Genomic DNA, 21943 nt, shown 5'->3' on the forward strand with positions numbered 1-21943 from the left:
TATTCATGCTGTTGTGTGGTAACAAGCCTAATTGCACGTTCACGAAATTCTGATGTATAGCGATTTGATTTTTTCATAGTTCCAGTTTCTCAAGTTATTGAGTCTCTGGCAAACACGGGGCGATTCAAACCAAGCATACGATTACGCTTATCAAAACACACTAATTCAAAAAGTTTTATAGGGAATTTTTCTTTACAATAATCATAGTAATCAGACTCAACTTCTTGCCAAAACTCAAATAGCCTTTCACACCGCGTAACATCATCAATATTGCTATAGCTTCTAGATACTCGAGTAGAATACATTTTTACATCGTAACTAAAGTCTATATAAATAGGGTCTATCACACCTGTTGCATTAATATAATTCCCAATAAAATTACTAATGCTATTGATACTTAGTCTTCCGCTATAAGCTCTATCTGATACCTTTTTTAATTTTTTGGCTAAACTGCTTTCAAGTGCTGCAAAATTGTCTACGTTAATAAGTAAACCTTCTTTTCTGCCCTTTAAATATTTAATTATTAAATCTGTTAAAAATGTAGGACAAGCAGTAAATACACCATTCGCTGTTTTAATAAGACCAACTTTTTTAATCGTTGGTTTAGCAGTTTGAGTTATAGGAAAATACCACCAACCACGGTCATTTTCATCTAGAAACAAACCTCGTGTTTTGTCATCTATTTTATTAAATATCTGTAAGTTTTCTATCTCATGTAACGTCTTACCCAATAAAAACATCAGCCATCCCAATATTGCTAGCTCAATATTTTTATCGGAACGGCCATACTTATTTAATGTATCAAATAATAAGCCCAGTTCTGGCGCCTTTAATAATCGCGTATCTTGGTAAGCAATATTATGAGCTCGGTGCACATTGCGAGTTATATCTATTTGTTTTTTCTTCTTAGAGGCGGGACTAAAAATCATTTCAATGCTTTGATGATCGGTTTTATCTCTTTCAGTATTGCTTTCATTGTTATCAATTACAAAAGGCATCTGAACCTCAGAATCTTCAGGGTTAAGTCCCTCTGTATCTGATAAAAAGTTTAAAGATGGTATTAAAACTGACAAATTATCAACAGCCCCAGGAATAGGTAAAGTATTAGGTTTTTTATACCATTTAGCGATGGAGCCTCTGTAACGGCCTCCTCTTTTATACAGCCGAGCTGGTTGCCAGTCATTCTTATAAAAATGAATTAAAGTATTTAAATAACCTCTATCCGTTACATTATTAGTATATATATCATTATTAATAATTGACTCTAACTTACTCGCGATTGACGAAGCTGAATCAAGGTAGTTTGTTAATATTTTATCTTTATCTGGTTCGAAGGCTATATTGGACTTTTTCATTAATAAGCGAAACTTATTACAAACCTCAGCTTCTCTTGTTGATGAGCTTGTAGCTAATTCAGGATCGATGAGTGTATGTATTGTTTTAAAATAATTACCAATAAAATTAGCAAGAAGATTTAATGATTTTGAATCTTGCTTATACTCATATGATTTAATAAGTAATACATAGAATGGTATCTCATTGCACCAACCATTTTTATATGTGCTGCGATTAAAACTCTCTCTTGAGCTTGCATCTAGCTCAACTCCATACTCATTAAAGGCATAATAAATATACTCAGGAAGACATAGCTCACTTTTAGTAAACTCCCATAGCTTCTGTGACGCATCATTCATCCTTTTTAATAATAAAAAAACTTGTGATAAACCACTCAAATCTTCAGGGGCACTTATGCGAGAAGTAAAATCATCAAAGTCAGATTTTATATCCTCGATACTGATTTCCAAGTTTACCCCTTTACAATACAACTCAATATGCTCAAGAAGCTTAACTTTTAGCGTACCCGTCATAATTTAATCACTTTTGTACTAATTTTAAGCCATTTACATAATTCTGTTTTTGTTTTAATAGCTGGAAATAAGGTACGCCATTCTGTTGAATCAATTACTGGTTGTTCACCTTTGAATAAGCCAATAAGTAACTCTGAGATTAAAGGGCCGGATGCATTAAAGTACTGCTTAAAAAGTAGTCGAACAATATCATTAAGAAAAATTAAACGTCTAAGATCGGGTGTCGGACGATTAGGAAGGATCAAACATGGGACAAGTTGATTTGACTGTTCTTGAAGTCGACAAACTTTATGAAATGTAAATAAGCCAGAGACTAGTTTTAACTTTTCATTATCAGTTTTATATCCAATTATCGGGGCTTGATAAGCATCAAGTTTCCAAGTAGTAATTGTATCAAAGCTGTCGTTTGAACTTGGTTTTAAAAACGAAAACAAATTTATATTACTAATTAAATTATCTATGGTTTTTTCAAGGGTAATATTTTCTGCGACAATATACTCAAATGTAGACCTGTCTAATAATTCATCGATCTTTTTTAATTTGCCTTCAACATTCTCATCAATCATATTCAGCACCAGAACAATAAGTAGTCATTTTTGACATTTTCATAATGTGCCTAAACAGTGCCCAGATCAAGCTTTAAATGTTCGTAAAACACTCAAAAACAGATTTTAATATTAACTAAATTTTATATAAGTTATTGTAATAATATGCAATTCATTATATTTACTGGAGATTATTATTTATAGAAGTAGTTAAACTAACGTCTTGACATGGTAGGGGTCGGTGGTTCGAATCCACTCAGTCGTACCAAAATTAGTGAATATTGTATTTAAAGTACGTTGAAGGAAACAGCACTACCTACTCTTGATCACCCGGTCCAGAGGCCAGTGGTTCGAATCCACTCAGTCGTACCAAAATTAGTATAGAATGTATTTGAAGTACGTTGAAGGAAACAGCACTACCTACTCTTGATCACCCGGTCCAGAGGTTGGTGGTTCGAATCCACTCAGTCGTACCAAAATTAGTAAAAAATGTATTTAAAATTGTACGACTGTAGCTCAGTTGGTTAGAGCACTACCTTGACATGGTAGGGGTCGGTGGTTCGAATCCACTCAGTCGTACCAATTCAAAAACATCTCAAGAAAAAGCACTACCTACTCTTGATCACCCGGTCCACAGGTCGGTGGTTCGAATCCACTCAGTCGTACCAATTCAAAAACATCTCAAGAAAAAGCACTACCTACTCTTAATCACCCGGTCCAAAGGTCGTTGGTTCGAATCCACTCAGTCGTACCAATTCAAAAACATCTCAAGAAAAAGCACTACCTACTCTTAATCACCCGGTCCAAAGGTCGTTGGTTAGAATCCACTCAGTCGTACCAAATCAAAAAATACAAAAAGAAAAAGCACTACCCTCTCTTAATTACGCGGTCCACAGGTCGCTGGTTCGAATCCACTCAGTCGTACCAATTCTAAAAAGAACGTAGGTCGGTTAAGTGGCGAAGCCACGCCACCCGACATTGGGGAAAAACCCGGCATTAGGTAACACCCCAATACCAAGCACAACCGACATAAAGCAAAACCTGCACCGGTAATGATTAATATCCAATAACAACGGATGACGCCTTTGAATTATCCAAAATCGTCGGATGACGCCTCTGGCTTATCCAACCTACGTTAATTATTGGGGACGTAGGTCGGTTAAGTGGCGAAGCCACGCCACCCGACATTGGGGAAAAACCGGCATTAGGTAACATCCCAATACCAAGCACTAGCCGACATAAAGCAAAACCTGCACCGGTACAGACCAATATCCAACAACAACGGATGACGCCTTTGAATTATCCAACATCGTCGGATAACGCCTCTGAATTATCCAACATCGTCGGATGACGCCTCTGGCTTATCCAACCTACGTTCATTATTGGTAACGTATGGGAAACACCCGTCATAAAATGTATTAATTACTCCCCACACCAATTGCGGCTGTATATTCCTGATTCGACTGCTTTATGAAAGCTTGAATAAGGCCAATCAACCACCCGTTCAACCAAACCATGTTTAAACGGGTTAAAATGCACATAATTTACACGCTGCCAATAATCACGTTCATCAACAATAGTATGCTCCCAAAAACGGCGTTGCCAAATCCCTCGTTCATTTTTATTAACGCGTGCGAGTGATAAATGTTCGTTTTTAGCCAAGCCTTTAGAAAAACGTTTTTTAATTTCGCGCCAACGGCCAGAATAATCGCTATCACCTTTGGGTAAAGTTAACACTGCATGCATATGATCAGGCAACACCACCCAAGCATCAATATAAAATGGTTTATGCATTTTTACCCAGCGCACAGCCTCACGCAATAAATCAATATGCTCAACCAATAATGATTTATTACGATCCTGCAAATTAACCGTAAAAAAATACGTTCCTCCTGGTTGATAATTTCGACGATATCTCACAAAAAATCTCCTTATCATAAGCGGCTAAACATCGTCGGATGACGCCTCCGGCTTACCCAACCTACGCTAATTGTTGGGAACGTAGGTCGGTTAAGTGGCGAAGCCACGCCACCCGACTTTGGGGAAACACCAAAAAAAAAGCGCATGCCACTCTTAAATTCCGTTGCAAACATCGTATAACTACCCATTTAATTTAACTCAAAAAGTTAGAATACATTGCTTGATAATTCACACTATGTTAACAAATAGGCTATCTTATAAATTGATACATCAAAAGCACGCTAAGGAAGGATTTAACTATGAAGTTTGTTACGCTCATTTTATTAGCCTTACTTGGTTTTTCAGTTGAAGAAGCTCATGCAAAAACAGTGGTTAAAGTAGGCGGTTATGAATTCCCTCCTTATATAGAGATTGTTGATGGACGTGCTTCTGGCCTTACTGTTGAGTTAATTAGCGAACTCAATAAAATGCAGCATTCTTATCATTTTGAATTGGTACTAACCACGCCAATTCGTCGCTTTAAAGATTACCAAAAAGGCTTATTCGATTCGGTTTTTTTTGAAAACCCGGATTGGGGATGGCTGCAAGGGAATAATATAATTAGTAACTCCCCCGTTATAGCCACAGACAGTGAGGTATTTATTGCTTTAAAGCAATTTGCAAAGTCACAAGCTTGGTTTGATAATTTAGAAAATAGAACTTTGGTGGGTATTTTAGGTTACCATTACCCATTAGCAAATTATGAAAGTAACCCTTCAGTACTTGAAAACGAATATAAAATGACTTTATTAAGCAATCATAAAAGAAGTATTGAATTGGTATTAAAAAAACGCAGCGATAGCGCCATCGTCACGCGTTCTTACTTAAACCAATACTTTAGCAAGTATCCAAAAAGCAAGCATTTGCTACTTGTTTCTGAACGAATTGCACAAACCTATAACCATCAGTTATTACTTCGCCCAACCCACACCCTCGATATAAGCACTTTGTATAAATGGGTAAAACGAGCACTCGCGCAAGACAAGATTGCAGCTAGACTAAAACAGCTTGGCCTTCAACAGCATCCCCTAACACCTTTACCTTTGCCTAGCCAAACGATTACTCCAAATTAATGGCAATAACTAGAAAACTTACTATTTTCATTATTTGTCGCAAAATCAACTAAGGTCATCAGTAAATCACTGTGTTTATGAGTAAAGCCAGTATTAGAAAGACGCTTTTCTAAATAGGCGGTAAAGTTTTTTCGCTGCTGGTGTTGGCTTTGTAATTTAATTAAAAGCTCAGACTGCTTTTGGTTAACTAATTGTGTCTCGTATATCGGGTCTTCATCCGGCCAATTCTCTACTGGTGAGCCCTTTTGTTGAAACACGAAATCACTGAGCGAGCGCTCTATTTGATTATAATCATGCTCCCCTAGCAGTTTCTCTATCTCTTTTAGTAAACTTGAGTACAAAACCCGGGGAAAAAGCTTATAAAAGTCATGATTTTTGAAAGGCTCACCAGAGGGTGTTTGCTGCCAATTTTCAAAGCTTGCTCGTAAAGCATGTACCAATATACGCCCTACATAATGGCTTTTTTGAAACGAGACACCTTGTGACTCTAACCGTGATAAAACATGGTTTAACCGTTGCTGTAAACTGCGTACCTCTAACTGTAGTTCGCTTTTTTGAGTCTCTAGCAATTGTATTTCGTCAGCACTTGTTGTTATTTTTTGTTCTAGCTTATTTATTTTAACTTGTGCACCATGAAACAAATCACGCGTATCTTTGAGTTCTGCCAATACGCTTGCATTTTGTAATTTTATAGGCGAATTATCATTACCTGATTGGGTCGTGAGCCTTTTACTTTTGCATAATGCTTGGTTTAAGGCACGCTCTAATTTACTTTCTATTACTTGGCCAGACTTACTGCCTTTGAGCAACGTGGTTAAAGTTAAAGAAATATGCTTTTGATACCAATTTTGGATCTGCTCACACTGCACATCAGATAAATTAGCAAATGGATTATCTTCACTTATTGGCTTATTAGCCATAAAAGTTCCCTCTAGTAATTATTATGTCGTATTTAAGTTAAATTACTTATAGTCGCATGTTAATAGCTATCGCTTTTTAAGGCTATATTTATATTAAAAGAACCTGACCATTTACGTTGTTTATTCCAGATAACGCACTAAACTTATATGTACATATAAAAATGCATTATCCTTATGAGAATATTTTTAGTCATAGCCTTACTTTTATCACTTTTTATTTACGCAGACCCTGCGCCTGTAACTTACTCTGTTGACGATAAAAATATTACCCTCCCTGGCGAAAAATACAAAAGTGGTTACGGTTATAATTTAGAGGCTGATACCGTCCTTCGTTTAGTTACACTCAACTGGCCTCCTTATATAGACGATAACCTCTGCAATAAAGGCTGGCTCTATCAGCTCACAGTAAGCATGCTGGTAAAGCGTGGTTATGGCGTTCATATTGAATTTTACCCGTGGGCTCGCGCGGTGCGTGAAGCAGAACTAGGCAAAGCCGATATATTATTCCCTGAGTACTATATTACTGACGATGTTATGTCTGAAAATATTTTAACCAAAACACGCAATCAATTATTAGCGCTATCTGAACCTATTCCGGGTGGCGACTTATCATTTGTGGCACTTAAAGATCACACTATTGACTACGATGGCAGTATTAATTCTGTAAAAAATAGGGTGATGGGCGTGGTTCGTTCATATAAGAACAGTGATGAATTAGATGAACTTATTGATCAAGGTAAAATAAAAACCATTGTTGCTAACAGTGAATATCAGCTTATTCACTTACTTTTAAACGGTCGCGTTGAACTTATTGTCGCCGATTTAGAAGTACTCAAGGCCAGCATTTATAAATCACTTTTATCAAATAGAGATAAAAAAAAGATGCTAAATGCCCTCGTTGCACTATCACCAAGTATAGAATACAAAGCCTTGTACTATGAAATAAGTAAAAGCACGGCTAACTGGCAATCTATATTAGCTGACATCAACGCTGAAATTGTCATTATGCGTAAGAATAATACTTTTGAAAGCTTTATAAACAATAAAAAGCAACAGTGCTACAACCTAGGATAACCCTTAATAAACTGAATAAAATTGCCTTAGTCTGCTGTTTTTAGGTCTGTACCATATAGGCTTTCATTAAACACCACGGTTTGGTCACGGCCTATTTTCTTTGCTCTATAAAGTGCTTTATCAGCATTTTTTAATAAGCCTTGCAAAGTGCAGGACTCAGAGGTTAAGCTCGATACCCCGTTACTCACTGTGTAACTGACATACTCGCCACAGGGTAACTCAACCGGATTATCTTTTAAAAAATCCTGAAGCTTTGCTAATGTTTTAACTACAGTACTAACACATTTATCCTGCGAAACAATGCAAAACTCCTCACCGCCCAAACGCGCTATAATGTCATTATTGTCACAAAATGATTTGAACGTTTCAGCAATACTTTGTAAGACCAAGTCACCACCTTCATGGCCAAATTCATCGTTTATACGCTTAAAATGATCAATATCTATCATAGTTAGCGTTAAATGCTGTTCATTTTTAAAACAGGTATCAAGTGCAAGTGTACTCGATTCAATAAATCCTCTACGGTTAAGTAAATTTGTAAGAGGATCTTTAATCGTTAAGTCTTTTAACTGCGCTTGATACTGTTTCATTTTAGTAATATCACGCTCAATAGCCGCATAATAAGCCACTTCACCCAAGGCATTTTTTAGTGGAAAAATATTCATATCAATCCAATAAGGCTCACCTGACTTTTTGTAATTAAGTATTTGCTCTGACACTTGCTGTTTATTTTCTAGCGCATGCCTTATTTTATCTCGCGTTGTTTGCTGAGTTTGAGGGCCTTGTAAAATTCGTGGCGTTTTTCCTCTAACTTCATCTAAATGATAACCTGTTACTTTAGTAAATGACTGGTTTGCATAAACAATTTTAGGTCCATTTTCAATGATAGGGTCGGCCTCTGTAACCAAAATAACATCATTAGCAAGTTCAACTATCTCTTTAAATGGGATCGTTTGTTTTTGATGGGTTATATCAATAAAGGTGGTCACTACCTCTGCGAGGTTATTATTCTCATCAAACTCTGGATAGGCGTTGCACAATACCCAGGTTATTTCTTCACATGAGCCATCACAAATACCTAGCTCAATATTACTGATCGGTTTTTTACTCTTAATAACTAAATTAACGGGATGTTTATCAACACTGAGAGGTTTACGCAGTTCGTCAATTAGATTCCATTGACTATCAAAAACGTCATGCCCTAAAGCTTGCTTTTGTGTGATACGTAAAATACTTAATGCAGCAGGGTTTGCATAAACAATACTGCTATCAGGAGCATGCACAACCACTCCTGCATGCAAGTTTTTGATTAATTTTTCTGCATTAAGCCTAGATAAATCCATTAACAACTCCGTAAACACGTACTTCTAATAAACAGCTATAAATGTGGGTAATCGTTTTTAATATATGTGAATATTTACTGTTATAACAGAAAAAATTAACCTTTCTTCCTAGAAATATAAACCACAAAAAAAGCTGATAACCGTTAAGTTATCAGCTCTGCGCTTTATATGACTAAAATTAGTACTCGTTTAGTTAAAAGGTACTCTCACCACACCTTCCATTAACACACGGGCACTGCGGCTCATACTAGCTTTGCTAACCTGCCATTGGCCATGTGTAACAACCGCCTCTGCACCCACTTTTAATGTGCCAGAAGGGTGACCAAAATTAACTTCATTAATGGCTCCGCCACCAGCGGCAGCATTAACTAAGGTGCCTTCTATCGCAGCCGCTGTACCAATAGCAACCGCGGCTGTGCCCATCATGGCATGATGTAACTTACCCATCGACATGGCACGAACCAATATACTTATATCGCTGGCATTGATGTGCTTACCACTTGAGGCTGTGTAGTCTTTTGCTGGAGCAACAAAAGCCACTTTAGGTGTATGTTGGCGTGCTTGCGCTTCATTAATATTATTAATTAAGCCCATTTTTACCGCGCCATGGGCACGAATGCTTTCAAGCATAGTTAACGCCGCATTATCGCTATTAATATCATCTTGCAGCTCTGTACCGGTGTAACCAATATCCGCTGCATTTACAAAAATAGTCGGAATACCGGCGTTGATCATGGTTGCTTTTAACGTGCCCACGCCTGGTACTTCTAAGTCATCTACCACATTGCCTGTTGGGAATAACGCGCCATCACCATCAGCAGGGTCAATAAATTCCAGCTTTACTTCAGCTGCAGGAAAGGTAACACCATCTAACTCAAAGTCACCGGTTTCTTGTACTTGAGCGTTGGTCATAGGTACATGCACTAAAATGCTTTTTTTAATGTTAGCCTGCCATACACGCACAATAGCAATGCCATTATCAGGCACTCTGCTTTTATCAACTAAACCATTGCTGATGGCAAATGCGCCCACAGCAGAGGTTAAATTGCCGCAGTTACCACTCCAATCAACGAATGGCTTATCGATAGCAACTTGCCCAAATAAATAGTCAACATCATGATCGGGCTGTTCACTTTTACTTAAAATAACGGTTTTACTCGTACTTGATGTTGCGCCACCCATACCATCAGTTTGTTTACCATAAGGATCGGGGCTACCAATAACGCGCAGTAATAAGTTATCGCGCGCCTCACCTGCCACTTGGGCAGATGCGGGTAAATCGGTTAAATTAAAAAACACGCCTTTACTGGTGCCGCCACGCATATAGGTCGCTGGCACTTTAATTTGTGGTTTAAACATCTGTTTTATATCCTTATGATGCTTGCGTGGCTTCTAAAAAGTCTTGTGCAAAGCGTTGCAATACACCGCCTGCAGCATAAATAGAAAGCTCTTCTTGCGTATCTAATCGGCATTTCATTGGCACAGTGACTACTTCACCATTTTTACGGGTGATCACTAATTCTAAAGTTGCCCCTGGTGCTGGTTCGCCTTTTACATCATAGCTTTCGCTACCTTCTAAATTTAGTGTTTTGCGGGTTGTACCTGCAGCAAATTCCAGTGGTAGCACACCCATACCAATGAGATTAGTACGGTGAATACGCTCAAACCCTTCAGCTGCAATAACCTGAACACCTGCAAGCCTTACACCTTTTGCCGCCCAATCGCGCGACGAACCTTGCCCATAATCGGCACCGGCAACAATAATAAGCGGTTGCTTACGTTGCATGTAGGTTTCGATGGCTTCCCACATACGCGTATTTTTACCCTCTGGCTCTATACGCGCATACGATCCTTGCTTCACTTCGCCGTTTTCATCCAATACCATTTCGTTCAATAGTTTAGGGTTTGCAAACGTGGCGCGCTGCGCGGTTAAGTGATCGCCTCGGTGCGTTGCATACGAGTTAAAGTCTTCTTCTGGCACGTTCATTTTAGTTAAGTATTCACCTGCCGCGCTGCTTGCCATAATCGCATTAGAAGGTGATAAATGATCGGTTGTAATGTTATCGCCCAGTACCGCTAATGCACGCATACCACTCATGCTGCGCTCACCTGCTAATGCACCTTCCCAATAAGGAGGGCGGCGAATATAGGTACTTTCTGGACGCCAATCGTATAATGGGTCGTTATCTTCGCCGTAATCAACGGTTAAGTTAAACATTGGCTCGTATACTTTTCTAAACTGCTCAGGCTTAACACTTTGCTTGATCACTGCATCTATTTCTTCATCAGATGGCCATAAATCTTTTAAGGTTACATCGTTACCTTGCTGATCCTTACCGAGGATATCTTTTTCTATATCAAAACGAATGGTACCAGCAATAGCATAAGCAACCACAAGCGGTGGAGACGCTAAAAACGCTTGCTTTGCATACGGATGAATACGACCATCAAAGTTACGGTTGCCCGAAAGCACCGCTGTTGCGTATAAATCGCGTTCAATCACTTCTTGTTGAATTTTAGGGTCTAGTGCGCCACTCATACCGTTACAAGTGGTACAGGCAAAACCAACAATACCAAAACCAAGTTGTTCTAGTTCTGGTAATAATTTTGCATCTTCAAGGTACGATTGCACTGCTTTAGAACCTGGTGCCAATGAGGTTTTAACCCAAGGTTTACGCATTAAACCTTTTGCATTGGCGTTACGCGCCAATAAACCTGCAGCAATTACATTGCGCGGGTTACTGGTATTAGTACAACTAGTAATAGCGGCAATAATACACGCGCCATCTGGCATTAAGCCCTCTTCGTTTTCAACAACGCCCGAAATACCTTCTTTAGCTAAATCGCTAGTAGATACACGACGGTGCGGATTGGAAGGCCCTGCAATGTTGCGCCCTACACTTGATAAATCAAATTTAAGTACACGATCGTAATGCGCTGTTTTTAAGCTGTCGCTCCATAGCCCTGCTGTTTTGGCGTAGTTTTCTACTAGTGCAATTTGCTCTTCATCACGACCTGTTAAACGTAAGTAATCAATAGTTTTATCGTCAATGTAGAACATAGCCGCCGTTGCGCCAAATTCAGGAGTCATATTCGAAATGGTTGCTCTATCACCAAGAGTTAGTGCATCAGCCCCTTCACCGTAAAATTCGAGGTAAGTCGATACCACACGTTGCTCGCGTAAAAACTCGGTAATAGCCAATACAATATCGGTTGCAGTAATGCCCGGTTGGCGTTTACCGGTAAGCTCTACGCCCACAATATCGGGTAAACGAATGTACGATGCGCGCCCTAGCATTACACTTTCGGCTTCAAGGCCGCCCACGCCAACAGCAATAACACCTAAGGCATCAACATGCGGTGTATGGCTGTCGGTACCTACTAGCGTGTCTGGGAATGCAATACCATCACGGTTTTGAATAACCGGCGACATTTTTTCAAGGTTAATTTGATGCATGATGCCATTGCCCGGCGGGATCACATCAATATTTTTAAACGCAGTTTTAGTCCAGTTTATAAAATGAAAACGATCATCGTTGCGTCTGTCTTCAATAGCGCGGTTTTTCTCAAACGCTTCAGGATCAAAGCCTGCGTGCTCAACAGCTAATGAATGGTCAACAATCAGTTGAGTAGGTACAACCGGATTTACTTTTGCAGGATCGCCACCTTTTGCAGCAATAGCGTCGCGCAGGCCCGCTAAATCAACTAAAGCGGTTTGCCCTAAAATATCGTGACATACAACGCGTGCCGGATACCACGGAAAGTCTAAATCCTGTTTGCGCTCAATAATTTGGCTAAGCGCATCGGTTAACATATCAGGCTCACAGCGGCGCACTAAGTTTTCGGCAAAAACACGCGAACTGTAAGGCAGTGTGGCGTAAGCGCCCGGTTTAATGGCATCTACCGCGGCTTGGGTATCGTAATAATCTACATTTGAGCCTGGTAATGGCTTACGGTATTGGGTGTTATTAATAATGGTCATAATAAATTCGCTAATTTGGTGACGGGGATGAACAAGACAAAAGCGCTACAATGAGTAATCATCAGCGCTATAAACAATAAAAGGTGAGCTAGGCTCACCTTAAACGCTAACTAATTAGCCTCTTGATTCAATTGGCGTGTAGCTACGCGCATCTGGCCCTGTGTAATCAGCACTTGGGCGAATAATACGGTTATTTGCGCGCTGCTCTTTTACGTGAGCTGTCCAACCGGTTACACGGCTCATTACAAAGATAGGCGTAAACAACTTAGTAGGAATACCCATAAAGTGATACGCCGATGCATGGAAAAAGTCAGCATTACAGAATAACTTCTTCTCACGCCACATTACTTCTTCACAGCGAACTGATACCGGGTAAAGTACATCGTCACCCACTTCTGCCGCTAATTTTTCAGACCATTTTTTAATAATTACATTACGCGGATCCGACTCACGGTAAATAGCGTGACCAAAGCCCATAATTTTATCTTTACGCTCAAGCATGCCCATAAGCGCGTCTTCAGCTTGATCAGCACTACTAAAGCTTTCAATCATATCCATTGCGGCTTCGTTTGCACCACCATGCAGTGGGCCACGTAAGGTACCAATTGCACCAGTAACACATGAGTGAATATCAGAAAGCGTTGACGCACACACACGACCGGTAAAGGTAGAGGCATTAAACTCATGCTCTGCGTACAAAATTAGTGATACATTCATCACTTGTGCAAATAATTCACTTGGCGCTTTATCGTGTAATAGCGTTAAAAAGTGTGCGCCTACTGAGTCATCATCCGTTTGTGTTTCAATGCGAACACCGTCATGGGTAAAACGATACCAATAACAAATAATACTTGGAAAAATTGCCACCATGCGATCAATCGCATCGTTTGCTTCGCTAAAGTCGTTTTCCATTTCAAGGTTACCTAGCATAGAACAGCCTGTACGCATTACATCCATTGGATGTGCGTCTTTAGGAATGTTCTCAAGCACTGTTTTTAGTGCCTTTGGTAAACCGCGTAAACTTTTAAGTTTAGCTTTGTACTCTGCCAATTCACTTGATGTTGGTAACTCGCCGCGAGAAAGTAAAAACGACACTTCTTCAAACTGCGCTTTTTCAGCCAGTTCGCTAATGTCGTAACCACAGTAAGTTAAACCTGAGCCTGTTTGCCCTACTGTACATAATGCTGTTTGTCCTGCTACTTGGCCACGTAAGCCTGCGCCACCTAATGCTTTATCTACCATGATTTGTCTCCTGTTGAATTTTTTATTATTTGTCAGATTTTGCTGAAAAAAGGTTATCTAGCGTGTTTTCGTACGAGTGATAATCTAAAAAGTCGTAAAGCTCTGCACGCGTTTGCATGTTTTCAATTTGGCTTTGTTGCGACCCTTCATTCAAAATAGCCGAGTACACATTAAGTGCTGCTTTGTTCATTGCTCTAAATGCACTTAATGGATAAAGCACCATTTCTACGCCCACATCGCTTAACTGCTCTTTGGTATAAATAGGTGTTTGGCCAAACTCGGTAATGTTGGCTAAAATCGGCACATTAATCGCCTTGCTAAATGCTTGGTAATCAGCAAGGTCATGAACGGCTTCTGCAAAAATGGCATCGGCACCGGCTTCAACACACGCTGCTGCACGGTCTATTGCTGCGTTTAAGCCTTCTTTTTGAAATGCATCAGTACGCGCCATAATGTAAAAATCGCTATCGGTTTTTGCATCCACTGCGGCTTTAATACGGTCAACCATTTCAGCTTGGGTAACTATTTCTTTATTAGGGCGATGGCCACAACGCTTTTGCGCTACTTGGTCTTCAATATGAAAACCAGCTGCACCCGCTTTAGTCATTTCTTTAACGGTACGGGCAATATTAAACGCCCCGCCCCAACCTGTATCGGCATCTACTAACAAAGGTAAATCGCTCGCACCGGTAATACGGCGAATATCTTCAAGTACGTTATCAAGGCTAGTCATGCCTAAATCTGGCATACCAAATGATGCATTAGCCACACCCGCACCCGATAAATAAATAGCCTGATGGCCCATTTTTTCAGCCATCATCGCGGTATACGCGTTTATAGTACCCACAACCTGTAACGGGTGGTTATTTGCAATTGCCTGTTTAAATTTTAATCCTGCTGACATTACCTTCTCCTAACTTTGAACGGGGCTGCTCTATGGCAACTTAGTATTTTTTAATTGTTCTATACCAATTTTATTAAAAACATGGCCATTCTAGCGTATTAAATAAATCGCTCCCTGCGTTAAAAATTATTCATATAGAACAACTATATGTCATAATTTTCGCCCTGTTATCGACTTATTTTCTCATCGCTATAAATGCTCACTAATTTAATGCAATTGGTATATTGACACCTGTACTAGTTAGCCATTTCATTTTGAGTGGCTTGTACTGATTGATATCCATCAAATTTTGTTTGTATATTCGCTTGAGAAGCGCTTATATGGCGCTTCATTAGCATTTCGGCCAGCTCACCATCATGGTTTTCTATAGCGTTAATAATCGCTAAATGTTCGTCAAATGCTTTCGATACGCGTGGCCCTACCATGCCCATTTGCACACGGTACATTCTTATTAATTGGTACAGGTCGTGGCATAACAAATGAATTAAGTGAGCGTTTTTACTGCCTTTGATTATTCTATAATGAAAGTCTAAGTCGCCTGCTTCTTGATAGTACGACTCACCTTCTTTAACACGCTGAGTGTGCAAATGCTGGTTGAGTAATTGTTTCAAGCCTTGAACTTCATCTGGTTCCATATTGTCGGCAGCTAACCTACATGCAAGTCCTTCAAGGGCACTACGCACTTGATACACTTCAATTAATCGCTCTGCGGTTAATGCAACAACGCGACAACCTATGTTGGCTTTACGCTCAACCAAGTAACAGCTCTCTAAACGGTTTAATGCCTCCCTTAGGGTTGCACGGCTTACACCATAACGCTTTGCAAGCTCCGGCTCTGATATTTTGCTGCCTTGTGCAATACTGCCTTCTACTATCTCGCGGCGCATATCTACAAACACTTTATCGGAAGCGGTTGTAACTGCGGTGTCGTTTAAAAAGTGCTGTGTCATAAAGTATTTTTATATTGTCGACAATTTATGGTTTAACTATGTGCTTATTAACCTACAGTGTCAACCCTGAAAACACTAGAAATGAATAAAAAACCACCATATTGTCGACAGCATTAGCTAAAAGTATAATAAAAAATAGTATTTAAGCCGTTTTAATCAATAAGGTGTCGACACTTTAAAAGGGTTACTCTTTCATTTTTAACACTGAAAAAAATCGTCAAAAATGCTATTATCCGGCTTTAATTTTTATTGTATGAGCCAAATCGTGGACGCTAACACTTATATCCCAGAGCAATTTATAGACGACGTAAAAACTTATCTGCCTGATCACCTTACGTTAGATGATTTTTTAAATGCCTGTCGTCGACCTTTACGTAAGTCTGTTCGCGTTAATACATTAAAAATGAGTGTTGAAGAATTTAAACGCCACGCGGCTCAAAAAAATTGGCAACTCACTGCCATTCCATGGTGCGATGAAGGTTTTTGGCTAGAGCGCCCAAATGATGAAGAGCAAAATTTAGCGCTAGGTAATACCGACTTACATTTAAGCGGCGCTATGTACGTACAAGAGGCAAGCTCAATGTTGCCGCCAATGGCACTAAAACAAAGCCTAAAAACCAGTAACACAGTACTCGATATGGCCTCGGCACCAGGTTCTAAAACCTCACAACTGGCTGCGCTAATGAGTAACCAGGGTGTATTGGTAGCAAATGAGCTGTCGTCGTCGCGTTTAAAAGTGCTTACTGCCACATTAAAGCGCATGGGTGTAGGTAACTGTGCGTTATCGCATTTTGATGGCGTTGTATTTGGTAATTACATGTTTGAATGCTTTGATAGTATTTTGCTTGATGCCCCCTGCTCGGGTGAAGGCACGGTTCGTAAAGACAGTGATGCACTAAAAAATTGGTCTATCGAATCAAACATTACTATTGCCCAAGTACAAAAAGATCTGATTAAAAGCGCATTTTATGCACTTAAACCTGGCGGTACACTGGTCTATTCAACCTGTACATTAACCCCACTCGAAAACCAACAAGTGTGTGATGCATTGCTGGAGGAATTTGGCGAATACATTACGCCAGAGCCTTTAAATGACCTTTTCCCTGGGGCCGAAAAGGCCACCACTGAGCAAGGTTATTTGCATGTATGGCCGCAAACCTTCGACAGCGAAGGCTTTTTTATTGCTAAATTTAAAAAGCACAGCAGCTGCGAAAACCAAAACATTAAAGTGAAAAAAGGGGCATTCCCGTTTAACCACTTTGACAGTAAACAGCAAAGTACGTTTATGAGCTCACTCAAAAAGCAATTTGGTTTAACAAGCCTGCCAGGTACTTTAATGCAGCGCGACAAAGAACTTTGGTTGTTCCCAAATGAATTTAAAGCGATACAAAATAAAATAAAATACGCGCGGTTAGGTATTCAGATAGGCGTTATTCATAAAAATGGGGTGCGCCTTGCTCACGAGTTTGCCACCGTATTTGGTAAGCAATGTAAAAGTAATGTACTGGAATTAACCAATCAACAAGCCAGTGATTACTTTAATGGCAAAGACATTCGTTTGGATGACGTTGTTAAGGCAACCGGTGAAGTAATATTAACTTTATGTGATTGCCCGATTGGCTTAGGTAAATGGCAAAAAAATAAGGTTAAAAACTCACTACCTCGAGATTTAGTGCAAAATACGCAGTTAATAAACTGGGAGTAAACCCTAGCTTAAGTGTAATAAAGATGTGCATAACAATTGTAACCCACTGTAATTATTGCAGTATAAAAAACGAACAAAAGTATGTGTTTTTTGAAGCTTTTGACTATACTTAAATAACTTTCTTCTTCTCCCTAAGAATCTGAAAGTGTCTTTAGTTAGCGCAGGGCTCACATATGAGCCCCTCTATAACCCAGAGTTCCTTATAGCTCTGGGTCTTTTTTTGTCTAGACAAAAGTTAACGGGCGTCGGGTTACGGGTTACGAGCTTAATCCCTCACCCAGTCCTATTATTACAAGTGATTTATTTACCACTGAGGGCACAGAGAAAGTAATTAAAGACAACTGTTGTTAATTATTAGATTTCCAAAATTGAAGCTTTTTCTCTGTGCAGCGCGAAGCGCCTCGGTATTCTCTATGGTTCAAAAATAAAGGCTTTAGGAGAAAGTTAACTGGTTGCGGGGATCGGACAACCGGACCTGGGCATTACAATAAGCTCTTAAAGATTTATTTACCACAGAGGATAGGAGAAAACAGAGAAAGTAATTAAAGACAAAGATTAAAGAACTGTTGTTAGTTATTAGATTTCCAAAATTGAAGCTTTTTCTCTGTGCAGCGCGAAGAGCCTCGGTGCTCTCTGTGGTTCAAAAAAAGGTTAAAGTTCAGAGTAAACGAGCTGCGAGGCTCAAGGCCCGAAACCCGTTACTCGAAGCCCGTGGCTCGTGTTTTAACCACAGTATTTATTAAACATCCAACTGCCTCTAACCGCCTCATAATGAGAACCAAATTGAAGCGATAAACACACTATTGGCAAGCGATTCATTTGCTCAGCCATACTAAATACATCATAAAATTTATAACCATATTTAGAAGCTAATTTTAGCTCATTCACATAAAGAGCTTTGTAGGTGGGTGGTAGTTCATTCCAATGCATTAACGCAATTTGAATAATACCTAAATGAACATCTAACTTATACGGGCCAACTTTTTTAGCTTGCTGAATATAATTATATACCCGCTCGGTAGGCCCCTCTTGATAACTTACTACTTGTGCCAAACTTATCCAAGTTAGTGCCCAAGTTTGTCTTAACTCAACCGACTTTACCAACGCTTGCTCAGCTTGTTTATATACTTGCTGAATATGTTCGGCTTGCTCGCTTGATGTTGTATCAATACCGGTTAAACCTAACATTTTTATATGAGCTAAAAAATGCCAATAATGCGGGTGTTCAGGATCCATATTAGTGGCTAAGGTAATCGCATTTTCTGCCGCCTGAAGCCTTGAGCCAGACAAAGCACCATCCGACTCTTGCACAATATTAAGCGCATTAAAGTACCAAGCATTAGCGCGCATACTTTGCATACTCATATAAACGATTACAAGCACTACCATAGTTAAAGTAACAGCAGGCACTACCTTGACCATGTTTAATTTAGTCATTAAATAAGCACTCGGTTAGTTGCAGCGGGTTAGTTACAAAAAGCGTTGTGGCCTGCTCTTCACCTATTAACTGCGCTACTGTTTTTCTAGCTTGGCTTAAAATAGGCGGGCGACGTTTTACTGAGTGAGCATCAGAGGCAACATAGTTCACTAAACCATCTTTTAGCATTTGTAACGCTATCGTTTCTGCGCTTTCGCCCCACTCACCTTCAATACTCGATGCCGTTAGCTGAAAATCACAGCCTAGCTGCTTTAAGTGCTGAATATAATAAAGGTTTGACTGAATATCGCGGTTGCGCTCTGGGTGCGGAATAATAACGTGTATGTTTTGCTTAGCGAGCCATTGTATAAATTTATCGTAACCTTGTGGCATGTGTGAATGCGGTAACTCTAATAACAACACATTTTTGTCTGCTATTTTACCAATAAAAGGCAGCTTATTAGCCATCACCATTGCCATCAATTCTACGTCTAAGCGCACCTCAGCAGCAGCAGCTAATTTTACATTAATACCCTCTTTATGCGCCTCTCGCTTTAAACTCTCTAAATCGTTTTTGATTTGAGCAGTCGCATTGTTAAAGCGACCCACATGTATATGTGGCGTTGCCACCATATGAGTAATGCCGTCGTTTTCAGCCAATTTTAAAAGCGCTAAAGATTCAGTTAAATCTTTAGCGCCATCATCAATACCCGGCAAAATATGCGTATGAATATCAATCATAAATTACTTAATTACACTTGTGGCTTTTCTGGTTGTTGTGAGTAATCGTAATAATCATAGTAACCATGACTATGCTCATCTTTAGATTTACTCATATCTACCTGGTTAAGTACCACACCAGCAACATGGGCTTTTACTTCAAATAAACGCTCAAGACCGGCTGTAATTGGTTTAATACGAGTTATGTCTGACTTAACAACATACACAACCGAGTCAACACTTTGTGCAATTACTAATGCATCACTTACTGCCTGTGTAGGCGGTGTATCAACAATAATGTGATCGTACTGCGTTTTTAACTCGCCAAGTAACTCAGCAAAGCGTGAGTTTGATAAAAGCTCAAGCGGGTTAGACGGTATTTGCCCGCTTGGCATAATAGTCACACCCGATTGCGTATCAACATGTACACACTCAGCTAGTTGCTCAGTACCTATCATTAAATTACTTAAACCAGGGTGAAATACTGGTATATCAAATCGTTTAGCTAAGGTTGGTTTACGTAAATCGGCATCAATCAGTAATACTTTGCCCATTTGTGCCAATGACATAGCTAAATTAGCAGAGGTTGTGGTTTTACCCTCTCCTGGTGAGGTAGAGGTAACCGCAATAACTTGATGCGCTCTATCTAATTGAGTGAGCAATAAGCTAGTGCGGAAGGTACGCACCGACTCGGCAAAACGGCGATAGGTATCTTCTAAATAAGCATGAATCGGGAAAAAACTCTTTTTAGGCACTACAACATGCGGTAATAATCCTAACATGCGCTGTGCGAGTTTACTTTCTACATCATTTTTATTTTTAACAGTGTCGTTTAAGGCATCAAAAACAAAGGTCATTACCACTGCAAACCCAAAACTAGCCAAAAAGGCTAAAATAACAATTAACTTTTTATTCGGTTTGCTTGGATCTTTAGGTGCATAAGCACGGTCAGTAAAACGTGCTACAGCCGAGCTAAAGTCACTAGTTACTTCGGTTTCTTTAGAGCGTGATAAAAAGGTATTAAAAATATTACGATTTGTTTCTACTTCACGCTTTAACTGATTATATTGTGTTTCTTTGCGGGTAATGTCTTGATACTCAGCACGAATTTTAGCTAAGTCGCGCTCAAGCGCATTTACAGTGCGTGTGGTTCTGTTGAGCTCTTTTTCAATACCGGTAATTAACCCTTTAATTTGCTTATTAAGGTTAGTTTTAACTGTGGCAAGCTCAGATTTAGCTGAAATCATTTTAGGATGTTTAGGGCCATAAACCTCTGCAAGCTCACTCACCTTACGCTCAACCAACACAACTTCGCGTTTAACATCTTGAATTACACGGTGCGAGGTAATTTCAGGCATGCTGCCCAATAGCTCTATGTTATCGTTGCCGTATTCGTTAATTACGCGGTTAATGCTTTCAAGGTTATTTTTAGTCGCACGTGCATCCACTAACTGCTTTGAGGTTTGCTCAAGCTCTTGGGTAACCAGCCCTGCTATACCTTCTATATCAACTAACTTTTGCTCTTCTCGATAAGCTTGTAAACGCACTTCAGAGCTATCTAGTTGTATACGCAATTCAGATAAACGCGTGTTTAACCAGCTAGATGCCTGCTGGGTAATACCCATTTTAGCGCGCATTTGGCTTTCTATGTAAACTTCACCCACCGTATTTGCCACCAAAGCAGCTAACTTAGGGTCGCTGGACTCAAAGCTAACACGTACTAATTGTGTTTTACGAATAGGGTATACATTTAAACTTGATCTAAAAGTATCTAACAGGCTGAGCATTTCACGCTCTTCTAGCTCTTCCTGAGTAAAAAGCGAGCTTTCTTTTTTATTTAAAAAAGGCAGAAATTGTTTAACGATACTTTTAAATTCATCGGTCAATGAGGGCTTTGCAATAAAATCAGTATGGTTTTTTAAATTAAGTTTAGTTATAACTTCACGAGCAATACTGTTTGACTTAATTACTTCAAACTGGGTTAAGTAATACTCTTTTTTAGTTGAGTCTAAGCCATATACCTCATCAAAACTCACCGCTTTGGTTTGCTCCGACTCAATCAATAAAGTGGCTGTGGCGGTATACTTGGGCACTAACGTTAACGCAACCATTATAGTGAGTAAGGTAACTACAATAGCAAAACCTAAAATTTTCCATTTACTTTGCTTAATAACATTAAGGTAAGCACCTAAATCAATAACTACCTCGTTGTTGCTAGGCTTTTCAGAGTGTGTATTCATT

16 protein-coding genes and 1 tRNA gene are annotated in these 21943 nt (G+C 39.5%); 4 read left to right on the plus strand and 13 right to left on the minus strand.

Annotated features, from left to right (window positions below):
* Positions 1–89 precede the first annotated feature (89 nt).
* The gene (locus BW139_RS06145) at positions 90–1868 is read right to left on the minus strand and encodes a hypothetical protein (protein ID WP_076919046.1); all 1779 of its coding nucleotides are present in this window, start codon (positions 1866–1868) and stop codon (positions 90–92) included.
* A complete protein-coding gene (locus tag BW139_RS06150; protein WP_076919047.1) occupies positions 1865–2434 on the minus strand; it encodes a hypothetical protein in 570 nt (189 codons plus the stop codon). Before BW139_RS06150 ends, BW139_RS06145 begins: the two co-directional genes overlap by 4 nt.
* Positions 2435–2918: 484 nt before the next feature.
* Between BW139_RS06150 and BW139_RS06155 the strand changes: the two genes are divergently transcribed.
* Positions 2919–2995 (plus strand) — tRNA-Val (locus BW139_RS06155).
* 840 nt (positions 2996–3835) lie between these two features.
* Here BW139_RS06155 and BW139_RS06160 read toward each other — a convergent pair.
* Positions 3836–4333 carry an REP-associated tyrosine transposase gene (locus BW139_RS06160; RefSeq protein WP_076919049.1) on the minus strand — a complete coding sequence of 166 codons (498 nt, stop codon included), beginning with the start codon at positions 4331–4333 and terminating at the stop codon, positions 3836–3838.
* Between the two features lie 299 nt (positions 4334–4632).
* On the opposite strand from BW139_RS06160, the gene BW139_RS06165 reads away from it, so the two are divergent.
* Positions 4633–5445, plus strand: coding sequence for an amino acid ABC transporter substrate-binding protein (locus BW139_RS06165; RefSeq protein ID WP_076919050.1), 813 nt, complete (start codon positions 4633–4635; stop codon positions 5443–5445).
* Here BW139_RS06165 and BW139_RS06170 read toward each other — a convergent pair.
* Positions 5442–6365, minus strand: coding sequence for a hypothetical protein (locus tag BW139_RS06170; RefSeq protein WP_076919052.1), 924 nt, complete (start codon positions 6363–6365; stop codon positions 5442–5444). The two genes, BW139_RS06165 and BW139_RS06170, sit on opposite strands and share 4 nt — an antisense overlap.
* Positions 6366–6539: 174 nt before the next feature.
* Here BW139_RS06170 and BW139_RS06175 point away from each other — a divergent pair, with 174 nt between their 5' ends.
* Positions 6540–7439 carry an ABC transporter substrate-binding protein gene (locus BW139_RS06175; protein ID WP_076919053.1) on the plus strand — a complete coding sequence of 300 codons (900 nt, stop codon included), beginning with the start codon at positions 6540–6542 and terminating at the stop codon, positions 7437–7439.
* Positions 7440–7465: 26 nt separating this feature from the next.
* On the opposite strand, the gene BW139_RS06180 is transcribed toward BW139_RS06175, so the two are convergent.
* The 6 genes from BW139_RS06180 to BW139_RS06205 form a co-directional block, all read right to left on the minus strand.
* On the minus strand, positions 7466–8782 hold the full coding sequence (locus BW139_RS06180) for a sensor domain-containing diguanylate cyclase (protein WP_076919055.1): 1317 nt from the start codon (positions 8780–8782) through the stop codon (positions 7466–7468).
* Positions 8783–8971: 189 nt separating this feature from the next.
* Positions 8972–10141: a 2-methylaconitate cis-trans isomerase PrpF gene (prpF, locus tag BW139_RS06185; protein ID WP_076919057.1), complete on the minus strand. Its 1170-nt coding sequence runs from the start codon at positions 10139–10141 to the stop codon at positions 8972–8974.
* A gap of 13 nt (positions 10142–10154) precedes the next feature.
* Complete coding sequence (acnD, locus tag BW139_RS06190) at positions 10155–12764, minus strand: Fe/S-dependent 2-methylisocitrate dehydratase AcnD (RefSeq protein WP_076919058.1); 2610 nt, start codon at positions 12762–12764, stop codon at positions 10155–10157.
* 114 nt (positions 12765–12878) lie between these two features.
* Positions 12879–14006: a 2-methylcitrate synthase gene (gene prpC, locus BW139_RS06195; protein ID WP_076919060.1), complete on the minus strand. Its 1128-nt coding sequence runs from the start codon at positions 14004–14006 to the stop codon at positions 12879–12881.
* Between the two features lie 25 nt (positions 14007–14031).
* A complete protein-coding gene (gene prpB / locus BW139_RS06200; RefSeq protein WP_008109898.1) occupies positions 14032–14910 on the minus strand; it encodes a methylisocitrate lyase in 879 nt (292 codons plus the stop codon).
* Between the two features lie 236 nt (positions 14911–15146).
* Complete coding sequence (locus BW139_RS06205; protein WP_076919062.1) at positions 15147–15860, minus strand: GntR family transcriptional regulator; 714 nt, start codon at positions 15858–15860, stop codon at positions 15147–15149.
* Between the two features lie 265 nt (positions 15861–16125).
* On the opposite strand from BW139_RS06205, the gene rsmF reads away from it, so the two are divergent.
* Positions 16126–17565, plus strand: a complete 1440-nt coding sequence (gene rsmF, locus BW139_RS06210) for a 16S rRNA (cytosine(1407)-C(5))-methyltransferase RsmF (protein ID WP_076919063.1) — start codon at positions 16126–16128, stop codon at positions 17563–17565.
* 723 nt (positions 17566–18288) lie between these two features.
* Here rsmF and BW139_RS06215 read toward each other — a convergent pair.
* From BW139_RS06215 to BW139_RS06225, 3 genes are read right to left on the minus strand one after another with little or no spacing between them, the layout of a single operon-like run.
* Positions 18289–19002, minus strand: a complete 714-nt coding sequence (locus BW139_RS06215; RefSeq protein WP_076919065.1) for a VpsP family polysaccharide biosynthesis protein — start codon at positions 19000–19002, stop codon at positions 18289–18291.
* Entirely contained in the window at positions 18995–19723 is a 729-nt protein-coding gene (locus BW139_RS06220; protein WP_076919066.1) for a tyrosine-protein phosphatase, read from the minus strand. The genes BW139_RS06215 and BW139_RS06220 overlap by 8 nt, the downstream gene beginning before the upstream one ends.
* A gap of 11 nt (positions 19724–19734) precedes the next feature.
* Positions 19735–21942, minus strand: a complete 2208-nt coding sequence (locus BW139_RS06225; protein ID WP_076919068.1) for a polysaccharide biosynthesis tyrosine autokinase — start codon at positions 21940–21942, stop codon at positions 19735–19737.
* Between the last annotated feature and the right edge of the window lies 1 nt (position 21943).

It is taken from the genome of Pseudoalteromonas sp. SK18, from assembly GCF_001974855.1.
In the GTDB taxonomy this organism is placed as follows: Bacteria; Pseudomonadota; Gammaproteobacteria; order Enterobacterales; family Alteromonadaceae; genus Pseudoalteromonas.